General features: G+C 63.6%; 13 protein-coding genes. 5 read left to right on the plus strand and 8 right to left on the minus strand.

Annotated features, from left to right (window positions below; all coding sequences use genetic code 11):
• Positions 1 to 16: 16 nt before the first annotated feature.
• From PCJ49_RS09205 to PCJ49_RS09215, 3 genes are all read right to left on the minus strand, one after another.
• Positions 17 to 2293, minus strand: coding sequence for a TonB-dependent receptor (locus PCJ49_RS09205; RefSeq protein WP_269910672.1), 2277 nt, complete (start codon positions 2291 to 2293; stop codon positions 17 to 19).
• 124 nt (positions 2294 to 2417) lie between these two features.
• Positions 2418 to 3917: a PepSY-associated TM helix domain-containing protein gene (locus PCJ49_RS09210; protein ID WP_269910673.1), complete on the minus strand. Its 1500-nt coding sequence runs from the start codon at positions 3915 to 3917 to the stop codon at positions 2418 to 2420.
• The gene (locus PCJ49_RS09215) at positions 3917 to 4480 is read right to left on the minus strand and encodes a hypothetical protein (protein ID WP_143270683.1); all 564 of its coding nucleotides are present in this window, start codon (positions 4478 to 4480) and stop codon (positions 3917 to 3919) included. The genes PCJ49_RS09210 and PCJ49_RS09215 overlap by 1 nt, the downstream gene beginning before the upstream one ends.
• A 484-nt stretch (positions 4481 to 4964) precedes the next feature.
• On the opposite strand from PCJ49_RS09215, the gene PCJ49_RS09220 reads away from it, so the two are divergent.
• A complete protein-coding gene (locus tag PCJ49_RS09220) occupies positions 4965 to 5825 on the plus strand; it encodes a tetratricopeptide repeat protein (protein ID WP_269910674.1) in 861 nt (286 codons plus the stop codon).
• 41 nt (positions 5826 to 5866) lie between these two features.
• Here PCJ49_RS09220 and PCJ49_RS09225 read toward each other — a convergent pair whose 3' ends face one another.
• From PCJ49_RS09225 to PCJ49_RS09235, 3 genes are all read right to left on the minus strand, one after another.
• The gene (locus tag PCJ49_RS09225) at positions 5867 to 6580 is read right to left on the minus strand and encodes an EAL domain-containing protein (protein WP_269910675.1); all 714 of its coding nucleotides are present in this window, start codon (positions 6578 to 6580) and stop codon (positions 5867 to 5869) included.
• 290 nt (positions 6581 to 6870) lie between these two features.
• On the minus strand, positions 6871 to 9048 hold the full coding sequence (locus tag PCJ49_RS09230) for a TonB-dependent receptor (protein ID WP_269910676.1): 2178 nt from the start codon (positions 9046 to 9048) through the stop codon (positions 6871 to 6873).
• A gap of 184 nt (positions 9049 to 9232) precedes the next feature.
• Complete coding sequence (locus PCJ49_RS09235) at positions 9233 to 10090, minus strand: MBL fold metallo-hydrolase (protein WP_269910677.1); 858 nt, start codon at positions 10088 to 10090, stop codon at positions 9233 to 9235.
• 343 nt (positions 10091 to 10433) lie between these two features.
• On the opposite strand from PCJ49_RS09235, the gene PCJ49_RS09240 reads away from it, so the two are divergent.
• Complete coding sequence (locus PCJ49_RS09240; protein ID WP_269910678.1) at positions 10434 to 12311, plus strand: ABC transporter ATP-binding protein; 1878 nt, start codon at positions 10434 to 10436, stop codon at positions 12309 to 12311.
• Positions 12312 to 12429: 118 nt separating this feature from the next.
• Here PCJ49_RS09240 and glgB read toward each other — a convergent pair whose 3' ends face one another.
• Positions 12430 to 14646, minus strand: a complete 2217-nt coding sequence (gene glgB / locus PCJ49_RS09245; RefSeq protein ID WP_269910679.1) for a 1,4-alpha-glucan branching protein GlgB — start codon at positions 14644 to 14646, stop codon at positions 12430 to 12432.
• A gap of 74 nt (positions 14647 to 14720) precedes the next feature.
• Positions 14721 to 15563 carry a transcriptional regulator HexR gene (gene hexR / locus PCJ49_RS09250; RefSeq protein WP_089286502.1) on the minus strand — a complete coding sequence of 281 codons (843 nt, stop codon included), beginning with the start codon at positions 15561 to 15563 and terminating at the stop codon, positions 14721 to 14723.
• 431 nt (positions 15564 to 15994) lie between these two features.
• Here hexR and zwf point away from each other — a divergent pair, with 431 nt between their 5' ends.
• From zwf to edd, 3 genes are read left to right on the plus strand one after another with little or no spacing between them, the layout of a single operon-like run.
• A complete protein-coding gene (gene zwf / locus PCJ49_RS09255) occupies positions 15995 to 17473 on the plus strand; it encodes a glucose-6-phosphate dehydrogenase (protein ID WP_269910879.1) in 1479 nt (492 codons plus the stop codon).
• Entirely contained in the window at positions 17460 to 18164 is a 705-nt protein-coding gene (gene pgl / locus PCJ49_RS09260; protein WP_269910680.1) for a 6-phosphogluconolactonase, read from the plus strand. Before zwf ends, pgl begins: the two co-directional genes overlap by 14 nt.
• Positions 18165 to 18219: 55 nt before the next feature.
• On the plus strand, positions 18220 to 20049 hold the full coding sequence (edd, locus tag PCJ49_RS09265) for a phosphogluconate dehydratase (RefSeq protein ID WP_269910681.1): 1830 nt from the start codon (positions 18220 to 18222) through the stop codon (positions 20047 to 20049).
• The last annotated feature ends 9 nt before the right edge of the window (positions 20050 to 20058 follow it).

Genomic DNA, 20058 nt, shown 5'->3' on the forward strand with positions numbered 1-20058 from the left:
TCCGCCCCAATCTTCTTTAAAACCGCACCTCCCCCACCACGCCAAAGGCGCGCGGGTCGCCCAGATTGGCCCACTGATAATTGACATAGCGGCCGGAATAATAATCCCGGTTCAGCAGGTTGGTGACATAGGCATAGACGCCGAACTGCTCCGTCTCATACCCGACCTTGGCGCCCACCAGCAGACGGGCGCTGTTCAGCCGGTCATCCTGGATGGCGATTTCCGAATAGGAATCAGTGGTATAGTTGGCGTTCACGTTGACATAGAGGCCGCTTTCATCCCGCCAGGTGCCGCCACCGGCAATCGTCCAGTGTGGGGCGAAGCGGAATTCATATCCGGCCAGGTTGCGGGCGGTCAGCCCGCTGCCATAGGAAAAATCATCGAACTTGGTGCGGGTATAGCCGACCGAGCCATAGACTGACAAAGCATCGGAGACGATATAGCTGGTCTCCAGCTCCGCCCCATAAAGGTGGGAGGAACCGGCATTTTCCGTCTGCGTATCATAGACATTGCCGGACAATTGGATGGAGACCTGCTGGTCCTTGAAATCCATATAGAAGGCGTTGGCATTCACCGTCAGCCGCTTGTCCAGCCATTGGCTGCGCAGCGACAATTCATAGTTCCAGACATATTCCGGATCATATTCCACCACCGAAGCACGGGCGGTATTGATCATCACGCCACCGGAACGATAGCCGCGCTGGGCGACAAAGCTGGTGGACAGATCCGGTGTCCATTCGTAGGTGACGCCGGCCTTGGGCAGGAAGGCCCCGAAATCCACTGATTTTTCCGGCTGGGTGGAGCTGGCGGCGCGGGCCTGACGTGCCAGTTCGCCATTAATGCCGGTAATGATGGTGCTGACCGGGGCGGTGAAGCCGGCCGGGTTGGGCAGGGTGGACAGGATGGTGACCCTGTTATCCACGCTGCGCGTCTGCTTCTCCTTATCCCAGCGGAAGCCGCCCAGCAGCTTCAGCTTGTCGGTCACCGCATAGGTGGCGTCGGCAAACAGGGCATAGGATTCCACATCCTCCGGTGTGTCTTGCAGCGACCGCAGCCGAACATCGGTGGGGTAGAGCGCGATCACGCTGTTGGCCAGGCTCTGCGGCAGGCCATAGCCGCCCTGCGCCGGCGGGGCCACCAGCAGGCCGGCAAGGCCGGCCCGGGCTAGGCTGAGCCCGACGCCGGTGTCGGATTTATCGTGGCTGCGGCTTTTGGCGTAATAGAGCCCGGCCACACCGGTTAACCCGCCAAGATCCAGATTGGCCCGTACTTCTTGCGACAGGCTGCGGGCACGATCCCCCAGAACGCCCGTTGCCTCGGGCTTGGCCGTGCGGTCATTGTCGCTGGCATAATTATATTTCACCAGGCTCCAGGTGGTCAGCGCCGTCAGGCTGACTTCCGGGGACAGGCTGTAGCTGGCATCCAGCGTCGCCATGTCGGTGCCGACCTTGGTGCGGGTCTCGGCATCGAAAAAGGCCAGCCGGTCCTTGAACGGGTTGGGTGTGCTGATATCAGTGTAATTCTCGCCCAGGAAATTCTTGGCGTGGCTGGCATTGAGCTTCACCACCAGATCGGGCAGGCCCGCCGGGGTGAACAGCAGCTTGGCGCGGTAATTTTCCAGCCGCTTGTAATCGGCATGGTCGTTGCGGGTGACGTTGCGGATATAGCCGTCGCTGTCCGCCCGTTCGGCAGACAGGCGGAAGGCCAACACATCTTCCACCAGACCGCCGCCGACGGCAGCGGCATATTCCCGCCGGCCGCCTTCGCCGACGATCAGCCGGGCCTTGCCCTTGTAATCAAAGCTGGGATCTTCGGTGGTGACGATGATCGCCCCCGCCAGCGCGTTGCGGCCCTGCATGGTGGATTGCGGCCCGCGCAGGATTTCCACCTGCTTCACATCCCACATATTGATCGAATTGAAGGTGATGGCCCGGCGCGGCATTGCCGCCCCATCGACATAGACCGTCGCCATCGACCCCGACCCGGCACCGGAGACGTTCCAGCTATCCATGCCCCGGATGGAGAAGCCGCGCCCTTCGCGCCCGGCCACATTGGCGGCGCGCAGCAACACGTCGTTCAGGCTGGTCAGCAGCTCATTCTCAATCTGTTCCTTGCCGATCACCTTCACGCTGGTCGGCGTGTCCTGCACCGATCGGGCCTGTTTTTCCCCGGTGACGATGATTTCTTCCACGGTGCCGGCTTCAGCCACCTGGGTTTCCTGCGCCTGGGCGATCACGCCACCGGCCAGCAGGGCGACAAAGGCCGCACCGGCCCGCATCAGGTTCTTCTGCAATTCCCACTCCTGTATGAGGTGCATGGTGGGCGACTTGTTCTGATTGTCAGTCGCAATTTCCGGCCATGCGAGATTGAGGCGGGCCGCTGCCACCGGCCCGCTGTTTATTTGGTTATTCGCCGTCTCAGGCCCGGCCGGTCTGGGCCAGTGCCGTGCCACCCTTCCATTGCCAGGCCAGGGTCAGGCCGATGGCACCGGCGGCCAGCAGCAGGGCGCCATCGATCCACCACATCATCGGGTCGCCGGCCCCCTGCCAGCGCAGCCCATGGCTGACCGCCAGCAGGACCAGCAGCAATGCGGTGACCAGCCGCAGCCGGAAGGAGAGCTGCGCCGCCTCCCAGCGCAGGGCGGCCAGTGCCAGCACGGCCAGGGTGCTGGCCCAGAAAACCGGGATGGGCGGCCAGCCCGCCGCCAGCGCGGTGAGGGCGGAAACGGTGAAGGCGATGGGCTGGCCCCAGAAGATGGCGGCCCAGACCCGTTCCCAATGTGGGGCCGGTTTGCCCCGGTCGCGCCGGCGCGCCAGCCAGATGGTGATGCCGGTGGAGGTGACCAGACAGATGGCGATGCCCAGCACGCCATAGGCCAGCTTTACCGGCAATCCACCGAAACTGCCGAAATGCAGCGGCTGCATCGCCGCCAGGGTCTGCATCCCGACCGTCCCCTTGTCATAGCCGCCAACCCAGATCAGCTTGCCGGCCGCATCGAAGCGATAGCGGTCGGTATAGGCAAGCTGGTGTGGGTCATGGGCGGCAATCATGGCCATCTGGCCGGCGGTGCCGACATGATCGATATGAAGGAAGACCGGTCGCGCATCGGGCGCGCGCTCCCACATCTGGGCCAGCATCGGCGCCACGGCGGGAATGGGGGCAGGGCGTTCATCTTCCGTCGCCTGCGGCCCCAAAACCGCCAGAATGGCCTTTTGTGTGTCGCCATTATAGGCGGCATAGGCCAGCACCAGCGTTACCAGCCCCGCCAGTCCCAGAAAGGCACCGGATAGGGAAATGGCGATGTGAAAGGGCAGGCCCCAGACCGACAGGCGGTTATGGATATCGGCTTCCTGCAGGCGGCGGGAGCCGCCCAGCCGCAGGGCGAAGGCATCGCGGAAAATGCGCGGATGCGAAATGATGCCGGACATCACCAGTGACAGCAGGGCCACACCGGAAATGCCGACCAGATAGATGCCCCAGGTGCCGCCATGGAAGGAATAATGGTGCCGGCGCATGAATTCCGTCCAGCCCTCCACCTGCGGTCGGGTCAGATTACCGTCGGTATCCGCATACCAATGCGCTTCCTTGCCGCTGTCATGATCGTGATATTCGGCACTCAGCCGGGGCAGCTCCGCCCTGGGCAGGCGCAGGGTGACTTCATGCAATGCCTGATCCTCACGGGCCTTGGCCACGATGTGATCAAGCGTTCGCTGGATGACAATGTCGTCGGCATTCGTCACCAGGGGGGCGGCCGGTTCCTCCCAGCGCCGCAGCTCCTCATGGAACACGGCCACCGTGCCGGAGAAGCAGACCAGCAGGATCAGGGCGGCAAAGGCGATGCCCAGGGCCGAATGGCCGGCCAGCATGGAGCGGACGAAGCTGCTGCCGGCCTCCTGGTTTTGTGTGATCCGGCTCATCAAACGGTTCCCTTAAACAGTAGCGGCAGCAGGGCGACGGCATAGCCGGCAATGGCCGTACCGCTCAGCACCATGGCAGAGCGGATGACGCGGCCATCGCATAGGGTCCAGGCCATGCAGCCAGCCCAGACCAGCGGCACCAGCGTGGCGCCGATCACCAGCCGTGTCTGTTCTACCATCGGCGCCTGCATGGCGACCGCAATGCCAATGCCGATGGAGGCAACCGCCCCCAGCGGCCCCGCCAGGATGAAGCGCACGACACCGCGGCCGAATTTCGGCTTGCGCTCCTCCGGCGTGGCGGTGACCCGGCGGGCCCGCGCTGGCCGGATTTCCATATTGGCACCAACGAAGAGATAACCGGCCAGACACAGGCAGGTGATGCCCAGGGGAATCCCCACCTCTGCCCCGGCCGCCATCGACCATGCCCACAGGGTCGCCAGCACCAGGGCAATCCCCAGCGCCAGCGCCGCCCAGCGGGCTTGATCCTGCCGCGCCCAGGCAAGGCGGAAGCCCGCCAATGCTGCCGCAGACAGGACAAAGCCCAGACCCGCCATCCATGTCATCGCAATGGTTCCCCAACCAGAATTGCCGGGAAACATACGCCAGCCGGGCGCTTACGCAATAGGAATGACAACAATTCTCATTTGAATCTGTGGCAATACATCCGGGTTCGGATTAATTGCCTTGACGGGGGGAAGGGAAATGCCCATACTCTCCCTTGTCCCTGTAACCAATGAAAGGAGGTGATCCGATGTCTCGTTCCACTTTGCGGACCCGTGCGGATCTCTCCGTCACCGGGCTTATCCTCGGCTGATACGGATTGGGTCCGCCGGCGGGTTCTTAACCGCCAAGCGGATCGTCTACGGCTACCGTAGGGGGCGGGGCCGGCACCAGCGATGGGGCCGGCCCCGTTCTTTTCTGTTTTGATGCCTTGTGTCCGCTCTCTTGTGACCAGACCGCTGCAATTTGTTCCGTTTTGTCCGTGACGCTGCTATCAAGGCCGGCAGTGCCACCGTGCGTAACCAAGAATTCCGGGTGTCCCTTTCGATGAACCGCCACGACCGCCGCCGCAAGATCGCCGACATCAGCAAGACCGATGCGATGTGGTCCGCCTTTCCCGCCGATATGCGCGCGGCGACGGAACTGCACCGGCAGGGCCGCCTGAAGGAAGCGGCGGATACCTATCGCAAGATCACCAAGGTCTATGCTGACCATCCGGATGTGCGCGTCGCCTGGTCCAACCTGGGCGCCACGCTGCAAGGGCTGGGCAAGCTGGACGAGGCGGTGCCGGCCCTGAAGAAGGCCCGCGCCCTGAAGCCGGATCACCCGCCGCCGCACCACAATCTGGGCATGGCGCTGGCCCAGCAGGGCAAGTTCGAGGAGGCGCTGGAAAGCCTGTCCCGCGCCGTGGAACTGGACCCGGCTTTCACCAATGCCTGGGTCGGTCTGGCCCTGGTGCGTGAACAGATGGGCGACCTGCCGCTGGCGGTGGAAGCCTATCGCAGTGCCGCCGCCGCCGACCCGCGCGCCGTCGATCCGCGCTTCAACCTGGGCAACCTGCTGTTCCGGCTGGGCCAGGTGGAAGAGGCGCGCGTCGCCTTTACCGAGGTGCTGACCCTGCGCCCGCCCTTCCCGGAGGCGATTTTCGCCCTGGGCCGCACGCTGGAAGTGCTGGGCGATCTGGAAGGGGCGGCCGAACGCTATCTCTCCTCCACCACGCTGGCCCCGCAGGCGCAGGTGGCGCATGTGCAGTTCGCCAATCTGGTGCTGGCCATCGCCGAACAGGACCGGCCCAAGGCCCTGGCCCTGGTGGATCGCTGGAAGGCGGCCCATCCCGGCCACCCGCTGGCCTCGCAATTGGACGAACGGCTGGCCGCGCCGGCGGCAGAGGGTCCGGCAGAGGCCTGATTCTTTAAGGTGCAGCCGGTGGGGGCTTCCCGCCGGCTGTATCAGTCCTGCGGGTGGAGATGGTCGATCCGGTCGGCCATGGCGGCGAAGGCGGGGCGGGCGTAGCGATAGCCTTGCATCAGGCTGATGCCCATTTCCCGCAGGGTCTGTTCCTGTTCCGCCGTCTCGATCCCCTCGGCGATGACGGTGATGCCGATTTCCCGGCAGGCGAACAGGATGCCGCCGACGATGGCGCGCCGGATACGGTCAGCTTCGATGCCGCGCGTCAGCTGCATGTCGATCTTCACAATATCCGGCTGAAACTCCGCCAGCAGGTTCAGCCCGGAAAAGCCAGCGCCGAAATCATCAATCGCGGTGGTGAAGCCCTGGCGCTTATACTCGGTCAGGATACGGCGCAGATGGGGTACATCCTCCACCCGTTCCGCCTCTGTGGCTTCGAACATGATCTGTGAAATGGGAAAGCCGGTGCGGCGTGCCGTTTCCAGCGTGGTGCGGATGCAGGTGGCCGGCTGATAGACGGCGTTGGGCAGGAAATTGACCGACAGCTTTTCCTTCATGCCCAGCGCTGCCGCCATTTCGATCGCCTTTACCCGGCAGGTCTGATCGAAACTATAGCGGTTATCATCATTGACCTGATCCAAAACCCATTGGGCCGACTGGCCCTCCGTCCCCCGCACCAGGGCTTCATGGGCGAAAATCGTCCCCTGCGCCAGATCGACGATGGGCTGGAATGCCATGGTGATGGGTATTGTCATGGGGGTCCGGCATTTGCCGCCACAATGATCAAAATCGGGTTGTTGATCATGCGGGCTGTCCATGGGGGCGCATCCGGTCCAGACGATGGGAGTGGCTGGCGGTTATGGTGAACCGCCAGCCTTGATGGTCCGGACTCTATTGACGCGCTTGCCCGTCGGCAAGCGCGTCTTAAGGTCTTTCCATCGACCTTAGAGCGGATCGCGGAAAAGCGGAATCGCTTTGGAGCGTGAATCCGCTCGCTGAACAAGGACTTAGAGCCGGGTGCGTTTCCGTTTAAACGCACCCGGCTCTAGAACTTCACCGTCCCGCTCAGCATCCATTGCAGGGGGGCCTGCGGATAATAGGCGTAAGGCCCATCGCTCTTGGAGACGACGCTGTTCACCTTGCGGTCAAACAGGTTACGCCCGGTCAGGGTCAGTTCCAGCGCTTCCATCGGGGCCCAGGTGATGGCGGCATTCACCAGGGCATAGCCGCCGGCCTTGCGGCTGTTGGCCCCGTCATAAGCATAATCGCCCGACACATCCACCCAGCTGCGCAGGGTCAGCGCCGGCTGATCCAGCCGCTGGCTGATTTCCACCCGGCCGCTATGGCGCGGCACGCCGGCCACATCCTTGCCGGTGAAATCATAGGGGATGTTGGTGTCCGGCTCCAGGAAGGCGTTCTGCGTCCAGACCGCATCGGTGAAACCATAGCTGAGCGCCAGTGCCAGACCGGGATTGATATCCCGCAGATCGGCATTGGCCTCCAGCTCCACCCCGCGTGAGCGCTGGCGACCGGAATTGATGGTGCGGGCGGACGCCCCCACCGGCAGCAGCTGAAGCAGGTCACTGCGCTTCAACTGATACACGCTTAAGGTACCGGTCAGGCGGTTATCCAGCAGGGTGGCCTTGATACCGGCTTCGATATTCTTGGCCAGTTCCGGCGCCAGGTTGGTGTTGCGGTTGCGGAAGGACCAGAGCGGGCCGAAACCCGGGCTGAACCCTTCGCCATAGGTGGTATAGGCGGTGACGTTTTCCGCCACCTGCCAGCGCACCGACAGTTTGGGGCTGAGCCGGCTGTCGCTGTCCTTCACGGTTACTTCCGGATCGGGGCCATAGCCGCTGCCTGACGGACCGTAGAAGACCTTGCGCTGGAACCGGTCATAACGGGCACCGGCCGTCAGGGTCAGGGCCTGCCAGCTGAAATCCGCCTGGGCGAAACCGGCCTGGGTTTCGTTGCGGGCATGGGCATCCATCAGCCGGCTATAAAGCCAGTCGCCCTGATTGATATAGTTGCCCGTGGCCACATCGCGGCGGCGGATATAGAACAGGGGACCGAAATCGAATTCCCCGCTCCAGCTTTCAATGTGATTGGCGTTGATGCGTTCGGCCGAACCGCCGGCCAGCAGCCGCCAATGATCATCAATCCGCCAATCGACCTGCTGTTCGGCGAAATAGGTGTCGGTGCTGCCATCGACGCGGAAGCCGCTGAAATTCACCGTGCTGTCGCCGGGGGTGAAGCGCTGAAACGCCCCCTGTACCGCACGGGTATTGGCGTGGCGGTAATGCAGGCGGGTGGTGGATGTCACATTGTCGGTGACATCGGCCTCCAGCACAGCGGTGCTGGTCCACATGCGCTTGTAGAAGCCGGCCCCGTCATTGTTCCAATTGCCTTCCCGCCCGCCGGGCAGGGCAATCGGGGTGCCACGCCGGTCGGTCGGCAGCTCGCCGGCCAGATCCTGCTTGGTGTTGACGTAAGTGCCGGTGAGGTTGAGGCGCAGCCGTTCATTCAGGTCCAGCCGCTGTTTGGCGAAGATATTCTCCTCATTCCGGCCGGTACGCTCGCGCCAACCGTCGGAACGCTGCAACTCCGCTGACAACAGCAGGGCGCCGACATCGCCGGTCGGGCGCTGGATCATGGCGGCGGCCTGCCGCCAGCCGTCGGAACCGATGCCGGCCTGGGCGGCCGCCTGCGGTTCATCGGTCACCGCACGGGTGACGTAATTGATGGTGCCGGCAATGGCACCCCGGCCGTAGAGCGCGGAGGTGGGGCCACGCACCACTTCCACCTGGCCGACAGCGCCAAAGGGAAGCTGTTCCATATCGCCCTCGTCATCGCCGGTGACGAAGGGCACGCCATCCATCAGCACGACAACCGTGTCGTTATGGATGCGGTTCGGCACGCCACGGATGCTGATATCCGTATAGGTGCCCTGGTCATTGGTACGCACATTGATGCCGGGCAGGCCGCGCAGCTCTTCCCCGATGAAACGGGTGGCCTTGGGCTCGAAATCCGCCCGGTCCACGCGGGATACCGAGGCGGGAATGTCGCGGATGGCGGTGGCGCGGCGGGTGGCGGTGACGATGATCTCGTCAATAGGGGAGGCGGCTTGCGTCTCCTGCGCCTTGCCCGGCTGGGCGGTGAGTGACAGCGCCACCAGGGCGGTCATCGACGCAATACGGGCGTAAAGGCGTTGGGGTTTTTGCATGGTTGCGGAACCAATGTATGGGGTTCGATCTGGGTTCCGCGCCTCAATCTTTGAAATCGTTCGCTAAAGCAAGCACGGCATCTCCCCCGGATGGCAGCCCTGCGCCATGGGCGGGGCGGGGGATCAGCAAAACGGCGCGGGTTTTGCCCCGCGCCGTCACCTTGAAAGACCCTCTCAAGCCCCTTTATTCCGCCGCCACCGCAAAGGGCAGGGACAGGTTCAGCATGTCCAGTTCCGTGCCTTCGCGGGCCGCAAAAGCACCGCTGAAGGCGCGGGCGGCATCGCGCTCAATGGCAGCGATGGCGGTATCATCATGGTCGGGGTCATGGTGGAACAGGCAGAGATGCTTGGCCCCCGCCTCCTTCACCAGTTTCACGCCTTCACTCCAGGTGGAATGGCCCCAGCCCTGGCGGGTGGCATATTCCTCATCCGTGTAGGTGGCATCATAAACCACCATGTCGGCCCCATCGATCAGGGCCAGGATATTCTGGTCGATCTGGCCGGCCACATGTTCGGTATCGGTGATGTAGCAGAAGGCCTTGCCGCCAAACTCAATCCGGTAGCCGACGGCCCCGCCGGGATGGTTCAACTCCCCCGTCTTCACCACCAGGCCCGGGGCGAGGTCCAGTCGGTCGCCGGCATGGAGGTTGTTGAAATCGATCTTGGCGCGCATGGTCTTCAGCGGCACGGGGAAAAGCGGCTTTTCCATGCAGCTGGTGAACACTTCGCCGATGCATTCGCAACCGGTCAGATCGCGGGCGAAGACATTCAGGGTGAAGTCCTGACAGTAGCCAGCCTCGAAAAAAGGGAAACCATTGATATGGTCCCAATGCGCATGGCTCAGCAGCAAGGTGGCATTGCGTACACGATCACGCTTCAGCCGCTTGCCCAGCGCGCGCAGACCCGTGCCCGCATCCAGGATCAGCGTCTGGCCGCCGGCCGTCACCTCCAGGCAGCTGGTATTGCCGCCATAGGTGAGATGGGAAGCGTAAGCGCAGGGGAAAGTGCCGCGCACGCCCCAGAATTTAACCTTGAACTCCATATCCGCCCCTTGGCACTGGGCAAAGGGCCCAGGCCGTCACCCGTCCCGTTATCGGATACATTCCGATACTCAAGGGAAAGGTTCCAGAAAAATAAGCGGAGCCACATTGTGTACATGTGACGGGGAACACAGGAAAGCCGCGCAAAAGGTCATGCCGGCTCTGTTCTGTCATGCCTTTGAAACAATGCGAGCGCTTCCATGCCCAAAACCACCTGATGCATGGGGCAAGTTTTTTCGCGGTTGACAGAAACTTAACGTTCCGTCATCTAATCCGATATCGGATGAATTGATGCCACCCGCCCCGGTGCCGCTCATCCGATTTCGCGTCTGGAGTCGTTCCCACATGTTTTCCGCCCTGCTGCGCGCCTCCATGCGCGCTGTCCGCATTGATGATCAGTCCGTGCAGGACCGTGACTTCGCCTGGGAGGATAGCGAGCCGCCCCGGCCCCTGCCTTCCAAACCCTTTGCCTTTGCCATCGGCCTGCTGCGGGAGAAATTTCGCGGCCGCGTGCTGCTGTTGGCCCTGGCCGTCTGCATCGGCCAGGGGATTGAGGCGTTTGAGCCCTATGCCCTGAAGGCAGTGGTGGATGCGCTGACGGCGGCCACCGGCGGCGACCCGGCAACGGGTGTGCATGGGCTGGGTGTGGGCGGCTGGTTCCTGGTGCTGCTTGGTATCTGGCTGGGCAGCATGGGCATGTATCGCGTCTATCAGATCGTCGATATCTATACCTCGCCTTCCATCCGGGCCCTGGCGCAGAAGCGGATGTTCGGCTGGCTGCTGGGCCACAGCCCGCGCTATTTCCAGGATAACTTCGCCGGCAAGCTGGGCCAGAAGATCAAGCAGGGCGCCAATGCCGTGCTGTCCCTGGTGGAAATCCTGATGTGGGATGTGCTGCGGGTCATTGTGCTGCTGGTGGTGGCGCTGGGCCTGCTCTGGACGGCATCGCCCCTGTTTTCCGCCGTGCTGGCGGGGTGGATGGTGCTCTATGTCGCCGTCTCCTTCTGGCTGTCGCGTCACTGCTTCCGCCTGTCGGAGGCGATGAGCGATGCGGTTTCCACCAGTTCCGGCCGCATCATCGATGCGGTCACCAACGCCGACCTGATCCGGGGGTTCGCCCGCACGGCGTTCGAACGCTCTTTCCTGGGCCATTACCTGAATGCCGAGCGATTCCGCTCCCGCCGGCTGCGCTGGTTCCTGGTGGTGATGCGCGTCTTCCAGATGTTGTCCATCATGGGGCTGCTGGGGGTGCTGGTCTGGGTGGCCATTGCCCGCACCTTGCAAGGCGCGATGACGGTTGGTGAATTCACCCTGGTCTTCACGCTGGCCTTCCAGATTTCCAATACGGTCTGGCATCTGTCCGACCGGATGCTGAACTTCTTTGAAGAATTGGGCACACTGTCGGAAGCGCTGGATCTGGTGTCGGCCCCGCATGAGATCACCGATGTGCCGGGGGCCCCGGCCCTGCGGGTGCTGGCGGGGGGGATTGAACTGCGGGAAATCCATTTCAGCTTCCCCGACGGCACCAAGGTGTTTGACGGGCTGAACCTTTCCATCCGTCCGGGGGAAAAGGTGGGGCTGGTCGGCCGCTCCGGTGCCGGCAAAAGCACGCTGGTCAAGCTGATCCGTCGTCAGTTCGACCCGCAATATGGCCGGGTGCTGATCGACGGGCAGGATATCGCCCATGTGGCGCGGGAAAGCCTGAATGAGTCGATTGCCGAGGTGCCGCAGCAGCCGGGTGTCTTCCACCGCACCATCGGGGAAAACATCGCCTATGGCCGCCCCGGTGCCAGCCAGCAGGAGGTGGAGGAAGCCGCCCGCAAGGCCCATGCGCATGAGTTCATTGCCAGGCGTTCCACCGGCTATGACACGATCGTGGGGGAACAGGGGGTGAAACTGTCGGGCGGGGAGCGCCAGCGTGTCGCCATCGCCCGTGCCTTGCTGAAGGACAGCCCCATCCTGATCCTGGATGAGGCGACCAGCGCGCTGGACAGCGAGTCCGAGCATCTGATCCAGGAGGCACTCTGGACCCTGATGGAAGGCCGCACGGTGATCGCCATCGCCCACCGGCTTTCCACCATCACCGAGATGGACCGCATCCTTTATCTGGAAGGCGGTCAGGTGGTGGAACAGGGCAGCCACGCCGAACTGCTGGCGCTGGGCGGCCGCTACGCCCAGCTCTGGCACCGCCAGTCAGGCGGGTTCCTGGCGGCGGCGGAGTGAGGGGGGCTCTCCTTCAACCGTCACCCCGGCGAAGGCCGGGGTCCAGTTTCGGAGAGCGATGCGCCCTTTGAGTCTGGACCCCGGCCTTCGCCGGGGTGACGGAGGGGGATAAGCAAACTCACCCCCGCACCAACACCAACGTCGCCAGCGGCGGCACGGTGATTTCCGCACTATAGGGCTGCCCGTCCCACGGCACCGACTCCGCCAGCACGCCGCCGCCATTGCCGATATTGCTGCCACCATAGCATTCGGCATCGCTGTTCAGCGCTTCCCGCCAATGGCCGGGGAAGGGCAGGCCGATGCGGTATTCCTCCCGCACCAGGGGCGTGAAGCTGGCCACCGTCACCGCCGCCCGGTCCGGGGCGGCACCATGGCGGCTATAGACCAGGATGGACTCATCCGAGGCCGCCCCCTTGATCCAGCGGAAGCCTTCCGGCTCGCAATCGCGCTCATGCAGGGCGGGGGTGTCGCGGTAGAGATGGTTCAGGTCGCGCACCAGATCGCGCAGGCCCCGGTGCCAATGGCCGGTCGCGGCATCATCCAGCAGGAACCAGTCCAGTTCCGCATCATGGTTCCATTCGCGCCGCTGCCCGAACTCCCCACCCATGAACAGCAGTTTCTTGCCCGGATGGGTCCACATGAAGGCGAAATAGGCGCGCAGATTGGCGAATTTCTGCCAGTCATCCCCCGGCATCCGCCCCAGCAGGGAGCCCTTGCCATGCACCACCTCATCATGGGAGAGCGGCAGAATGAAATTTTCGGAGAAGGCGTAGAGCAGGCCGAAGGTCAGGTCATTATGGTGGAAGCGGCGGTGGATCGGGTCGCGCGCCATATAGCGCAGCGTGTCATGCATCCAGCCCATGTTCCATTTATAGCCAAAGCCCAGCCCGCCGACATAGGCGGGGCGGGACACGCCGGGCCAGGCGGTGGATTCCTCTGCAATGGTGATGGCCCCGCCGCCCTGGCCCTCATCCTCGCCATAGACCAGTTCATTCATGCGGCGCATGAAATCAATGGCCTCCAGATTCTCCCGCCCGCCATAGCGGTTGGGAATCCATTCGCCTTCCTTGCGGCTGTAATCCAGGTACAGCATGGAGGCGACGGCATCCACCCGCAAGCCATCGACATGGTATCGGCGCAGCCAGAACAGGGCATTGGCGATCAGGAAATTCGTCACCTCGTTCCGGCCGAAATTATAGATCGCCGTGTTCCAATCCGGGTGATAGCCCTGGCGCGGGTCGGCATGGTCGTAAAGATGCGTGCCGTCGAACTGATAGAGCCCATGCGCATCGGTGGGGAAGTGCCCCGGCACCCAATCGATGATCAGCCCGATCCCGGCCTGATGGCAGGCATCGACAAAGAACTGGAAATCCACCGGGCTGCCGAAACGCGCGGTGGGGGCATAAAGCCCCAGTGCCTGATAGCCCCAGGAGCCATCGAACGGATGTTCATGCACGGGCATCACCTCAATATGGGTGAAGCCCATGTCTTTGACATAGGGCACCAGCTTTTCCGCCAGTTCCCGATATGTCGGGAAACCGCCATCGGCCCCGCGCCGCCAGGAACCCAGATGCACCTCATAGATGGACATGGGCGCGGTGCGGGCATTGCGTTCCTTGCGCTTGGCCAGCCAGTCATGATCCTGCCAGCCCTCCGCCAGCGGGGCTGAAACCAGGGAGGCGGTGCTGGGCCGGAACTCAGCCGCCAGGGCAAACGGATCGGCCTTCAGCGGCAGCAGGGTGCCATCGGCGGAGAGGAATTCATATTTATAGGCGGCACCGGCGGCTACGCCGGGGATGAAGATTTCCCACACCCCGATGCCGGGATGTTTGCGCATCATATGGATGCGCCCGTCCCAATTGTTGAAATCACCCACGACGGAAGCCCGCTGGGCATTGGGGGCCCAGACGGCAAAACGCACACCCGCCACCCCTTCCACCTGATCAGGATGGGCGCCTAGCCGGTCATACAGCCGCCAATGCCGCCCTTCACCGATCAGATACCGATCCATCTCCCCCAGCACGGGCGGGAAACGGTAGGGGTCATCAATCTCCCATACCGATTCCAGCCGGTGCAGGCGCAGGCGATAGCCTTCCAGCATCGCCGCCGGCAGGTCGGCGCTGAACAGGCCCGCCGGCTCGATCCGCTCCAGCGTGGCGCGTTCAACCCCATCCGACCCGATCACCACCACCTGATCCACATCCGGGCGGAACACGGTCAAGCGGGCGCGGCCGGAATCATCGGCCAGCAGATGCGGCCCCAGCACGGCGAAAATATCCGCGCACCTGGCCTGAATGACCGAGTCGATGATGGCGGGGGAGGGGGCCAGGGACATCGGCGGTCCTTATTGGTATTCGGTTGGGGGCGATGGGCTTTATAACGCGGCCGGCCTGGAAAGGATGCGCCTTTTCAGCCGCGTTGCACCAGTCGGCGTTCACGGATGGGCCGTTTGGAGCGCGCCAGGCTTTCCGCCAGATTGACCCCGCGCCGCAGTGCCACGGCCACTTGCAGCACATCCAGCATGGCCAGATGGGCCAGCCGGCTGACCATGGGCGTATAGATGCTGGTATCTTCCACCACATCCACCAGCAGGGCGACGCTGGCCCGTTCCGCCAGCGGGGAGCCGCCGCTGGTCAGCGCCACCACCTTGGCCCCGCTATCCAGCGCCAGATCGACCGACCGCAGCAATTCCCGCGTCCGTCCGGTATGGGAAATGACCAGAGCGGCCGCCGTCGGTCCCAGCAGGGTGGCCGACATGGCCTGGACATGGAAATCCGTATAGGCCACGCAGGGAATGCCCAGTCGGAAGAACTTGTTCTGCGCATCGGCCGCCACGATGCCGGACGCACCGAAGCCGTAGAATTCCAGCCGCGACGCCTCCGCCAGGATGGTCACGGCCGCATCCAGCGCCTCGGCATTGGTGTGGTTGCGCACGCGGGTCAGCGAGGCGATGGAGCGGTTCAGCACCTTGGCGGCGATATCCACTACCGCATCATCGGGCCGCACCTCCTCATGCACATAGGGCGTGCCGGTGGCGAGATCCTGGGCCAGCCGCAGCTTGAAATCCTGAAAGCCGCCACAGCCGATGGAGCGGCAGAAGCGTACCACTGTCGGCTGGCTCACCTGCGCCTCGCGCGCCACCTCCGCCACCGAGGCATTGACCACGGAATGGGGGCGCTTCAACACCACCTCGGCAATCTTCTGTTCTGATCGCCGTAACCCCGCCTGCATGGCCCGAATACGTTCCAGCACTGCCGGTACACTCCCCAACCATTCGGACGCCGCCCGGTGGGGGGCACGATCCCCCAGGGCGGCTGGATGTCCATTTCCTGTGCGTTTGCCTGTTCGGTAACGCCTGTAAGGGAATTACACGAAATCCCCCGCCTTTTGGCAAGCACCCCTTTGCGTTGGTAACGGAAAGGCTCCCCTGTTCCGCAGGATGGGCTTTCCTGCCGGGGCCAAAGGGGCTAAAGCGTAGTAAAGTTACGCTGCATCGCAGCAAGATCGCAACTTCTCTACCCGGCAGCGCCAGAGGCTGACGCGGACATGTCACAATGTGGGTAACTGCCTCTTGTGTCGTTTTGTAATTCTGCTACATTCGCCGACGAAAAGGTTGGGGTGCCCGCGCTGATGGGGCGGTTACCGCAGCCTATAATCAATCCGGTATGCGGACGCAGGGTATGATGGCTGAAATTCTGCAGGTTCCCCCCTTCGACTATGTCGTGTTCGGTGGCACGGGTGATCTGGCCCTGCGTAAGCTGATGCCCGCGCTCTATTACCGGGAACGCGATCACCAGATGACCGATGACAGCCGCATCATCGGCGTCTCGCGCACCGATCAGGGGACCGAACCGTTCCGCCAGCAGATCGCTGCCGCCTTGGACAAGTTCATCCCGGTCGAAGATATTGATGCAGAGGTGCTGCACCGGTTCTTGAACCGCATCACCTATGTGACGCTGGACGCCACCAAGGCGGGTGGCGGGTGGAATGATCTGGCGGACGCACTGAAGGATGGCGGGGAGAAGGCGCGCGTCTTCTATCTCGCCACCTCGCCGGCCCTGTTCGGTGCCATCTGCCGCAATATCAAGGAAGCCGGGCTGATCTGCCCGCGCACCCGCGTGGTGCTGGAAAAGCCGATCGGCAAGGATCGCGCCTCGGCCAATGCCATCAATGATGAGGTCGGCGCGATTTTCCGCGAAGACCAGATTTTCCGCATCGACCATTATCTGGGCAAGGAATCGGTGCAGAACCTGATGGTGCTGCGCTTCGGTAATGCCCTGTTTGAGCCGCTGTGGAACGCCGGCTATATCGACCATGTGCAGATTACGGTGGCGGAAAAGGTCGGCGTGGAAGGTCGCGCCGACTATTACGATCGTGCCGGCGCCCTGCGTGACATGGTGCAGAACCATTTCCTGCAGCTGGTCTGTCTGGTGGCGATGGAGCCGCCCTCGTCCCTGACGGAAGACATGATCCGCAACGAGAAGATCAAGGTTCTCCGCGCCCTGCGGCCGATCACGGCGCAGGATGTGAAGACCAAGACGGTGCGCGGCCAGTATCGCCAGGGTGTCATCGACGGCAAGGCCGTGCCGGGCTATCCGGAGGAGCTGGGCCACGGCAACAGCAACACCGAAACCCTGGTCGCCATCAAGGCGGAGATCGATAATTGGCGCTGGGGCGGGGTGCCGTTTTACCTGCGCACCGGCAAGCGGATGCCGACGCGCTGCTCTGAAATCATCATCCAGTTCAAATCCATCCCGCACAATGTCTTCGGCAAGGGTGCCGGCGAGCTGACGGCCAACAAGCTGGTCATCCGCCTGCAGCCCGATGAGGGCGTGAACCTGTCCATCATGACCAAGGTGCCGGGCCCCGGCGGCCTGCGCCTGCGTTCGGTGCCGCTGAACCTTTCCTACGCGGAAACGTTCAAGGATCGCTATCCCGATGCGTATGAACGGCTGCTGATGGATACGGTGCGGGGCAACCCGTCTTTATTCATGCGCCGGGATGAGGTGGATGCCGCCTGGGCCTGGATCGATACCATCCTGAAGGGGTGGGACGATGCCGAACAGCGCCCCGAACCCTATTCCGCTGGCAGCTGGGGCCCGATCAGCTCCGCCATGCTGCTGGCCCGCGATAACCGTCGGTGGCACGATGCCGAATTCTAATGAACTGAAGGGCTTTGATGCCCGTCCCGCCCTGGTGGCGGCACTGGCCGATCATCTGGCCGGTGTGATCACCCAGGCGGTGGCAGCGCGTGGTGTGGCCACGCTGGTGCTGTCCGGCGGCACCACGCCGGCCGACCTGTTCCGTGTGCTGGACCAGATGGACCTGCCCTGGGACAAGGTAAGCCTGACGCTGTCGGATGAACGCTGGGTGGATTTGGACGATCCCGCCAGCAATGAGGCGATGGTTCGCCGCACCCTGGCCAATGCGTTGGCCAGGGGTGCCCGGCTGGTGGGGCTGAAAAGCCCCGGTGCCAGCGTGGCCGATGGGCTGGAAGCGACCAATGAACGGGTGGCCACGCTGGCCTGCCCCTTCGATCTGGTGCTGCTGGGCATGGGGGAAGATGGGCACACGGCCAGCTTCTTCCCCGGTGGCGAGGGGCTGGAACAGGCGTTGAGCGGTGCTGGCGGGCTGGCTGTGGCTGGCGTGGTGCCGGCCATTCCCGGCCCTGCCCGCATAACGCTGACCCGTCCGGCCCTGCTGGACAGCCGCGCCATCGCCCTGCTGATCACCGGCGATGCCAAGCGCCGCGTGCTGGATCAGGCGCTGGAGCCGGGTCCGGTGGAGGCTTTGCCCGTGCGTTCCGTGCTGCACCAGGATCTGGTGCCGGTTTCCATCTGGTGGGCGCCCTGAACCCCCGCGGGGTTGCCTGACCTGACCATGTCCCCGGGGTGGGGAGAGTTCCGTCATGACCATTGATGCCATCCGCCGCGTCACCGACCGTATCGTCGAGCGCAGTGCCGCCGGCCGTGCCGCCTATCTGGCGCAGGTGCGCGCTGCCCAGCAGCGCGGCCCGCGCCGCGGCACGCTGGCCTGTGGCAATCTGGCCCATGGTTTCGCCGCCTGTGCCGCCGACGACAAGGCCAAGCTGAAGTCCGGGACGGAGCCGAACCTGGCCATCGTCTCGGCCTATAATGACATGCTGTCGGCGCATCAGCCGCTGGAACGCTATCCGGCCCTGATCAAGGAGGCGGTGCGCAAGGCTGGCGCGGTGGCCCAGTTCGCCGGTGGCGTGCCGGCCATGTGCGATGGCGTGACCCAGGGTCAGGCGGGGATGGAACTGTCCCTGTTCTCCCGCGATGTCATCGCCATGTCGACGGCCATCGCCCTGTCGCACAATATGTTCGACGGCGCGCTCTATCTGGGTGTCTGCGACAAGATCGTGCCGGGCCTGTTCATCGGCGCGCTGGCCTTTGGCCATCTGCCGGCGGTCTTCGTGCCGGCCGGGCCGATGACGTCTGGCCTGTCCAACCCGGAAAAGGCCAAGGTTCGCCAGTTGTACGCTGAGGGCAAGGTCGGCCGCGACGCGCTGCTGGAGGCGGAGTCGCAGAGCTATCACGGGCCCGGCACCTGCACCTTCTATGGTACGGCCAATTCCAACCAGATGATGATGGAGATCATGGGGCTGCATCTGCCCGGCTCCAGCTTCATCCATCCCAACACGCCCTTGCGCGATGCGCTGACCATCGCCGCCGCTGAACGCGCGGCGAAGATCACGGCGCTGGGCGATGATTACACGCCGCTGGCCGACATCATTGACGAGAAAGCCATCGTCAATGCCATGATCGGCCTGATGGCTACCGGCGGATCGACCAACCACACCATCCATCTGGTGGCGATGGCCGCTGCTGCCGGCATCACCATCGACTGGCAGGATTTCAACGACCTGTCCGCCGTTGTGCCGCTGCTGTCCCGCGTCTATCCCAACGGCGTGGCCGATGTGAACCATTTCCACGCCGCCGGCGGGATGCAGTTCGTGATCTCCGAACTGCTGGATAATGGCTTGCTGCATGGCGATGTGAAGACCGTGGCGGGTGAGGGTGGCCTGGATGCTTATCGCCAGGAGGCGTTCCTGGATAATTACGGGGCGGCCACGTGGCGCCCGGGCGTGAAGGTTTCCGCCGATACCAAGGTGCTGCGGCCGGTGGCTGATGCCTTTGATGCCACGGGTGGTATCCGCCTGCTGACCGGCAATCTCGGCCGCTGCGTCATCAAGGTTTCGGCGGTGAAGCCGGAACATCGCATCGTTGAGGCGCCGGCCCTGGTGTTCGATGGCCAGGATGACATGCTGGCCGCCTTCAAGGCTGGCAAGCTGACCGGCGACGTGGTGGTGGTGGTCCGTTATCAGGGGCCGCGCGCCAACGGGATGCCGGAACTGCACAAGCTGACCCCCTCGCTGGGCATTTTGCAGGACAAGGGTTTCAAGGTGGCGCTGGTCACCGATGGCCGCATGTCCGGCGCCTCCGGCAAGGTGCCGGCGGCCATCCATGTCACCCCGGAATGTCTGGCCGGTGGCCCGCTGGCCCGTGTGCGCGACGGCGACATTATCCGCCTGGATGCCGAGGCCGGCACGCTGGACGTGCTGGTGGATGCCGCTGAATTTGCCGCCCGCGATGTGGTGGTGCCCGACCTGTCCGGCAATGAATGGGGCATGGGCCGCAATCTGTTCGGTGCCTTCCGTGGCGTGGCCACGGGGGCGGAACAGGGCGGCAGCTGCTTCACCGCCAACCCGGTATAACCTCTACGC

Source organism: Niveispirillum sp. BGYR6, from assembly GCF_027568365.1.
Classification (GTDB): Bacteria; Pseudomonadota; Alphaproteobacteria; order Azospirillales; family Azospirillaceae; genus Niveispirillum.

Bases quoted from the DNA above. Each gene is read 5' to 3' on its own strand.
- PCJ49_RS09210 (WP_269910673.1), bottom strand. From the start codon at position 3,917: ATGAGCCGGATCACACAAAACCAGGAGGCCGGCAGCAGCTTCGTCCGC.
- pgl (WP_269910680.1), top strand. From the start codon at position 17,460: ATGCCGAATTCTAATGAACTGAAGGGCTTTGATGCCCGTCCCGCCCTG.
- edd (WP_269910681.1), top strand. From the start codon at position 18,220: ATGACCATTGATGCCATCCGCCGCGTCACCGACCGTATCGTCGAGCGC.
- PCJ49_RS09215 (WP_143270683.1), bottom strand. From the start codon at position 4,480: ATGACATGGATGGCGGGTCTGGGCTTTGTCCTGTCTGCGGCAGCATTG.
- PCJ49_RS09220 (WP_269910674.1), top strand. From the start codon at position 4,965: ATGAACCGCCACGACCGCCGCCGCAAGATCGCCGACATCAGCAAGACC.
- zwf (WP_269910879.1), top strand. From the start codon at position 15,995: ATGGCTGAAATTCTGCAGGTTCCCCCCTTCGACTATGTCGTGTTCGGT.
- PCJ49_RS09230 (WP_269910676.1), bottom strand. From the start codon at position 9,048: ATGCAAAAACCCCAACGCCTTTACGCCCGTATTGCGTCGATGACCGCC.
- glgB (WP_269910679.1), bottom strand. From the start codon at position 14,646: ATGTCCCTGGCCCCCTCCCCCGCCATCATCGACTCGGTCATTCAGGCC.
- PCJ49_RS09235 (WP_269910677.1), bottom strand. From the start codon at position 10,090: ATGGAGTTCAAGGTTAAATTCTGGGGCGTGCGCGGCACTTTCCCCTGC.
- PCJ49_RS09225 (WP_269910675.1), bottom strand. From the start codon at position 6,580: ATGACAATACCCATCACCATGGCATTCCAGCCCATCGTCGATCTGGCG.
- PCJ49_RS09240 (WP_269910678.1), top strand. From the start codon at position 10,434: ATGTTTTCCGCCCTGCTGCGCGCCTCCATGCGCGCTGTCCGCATTGAT.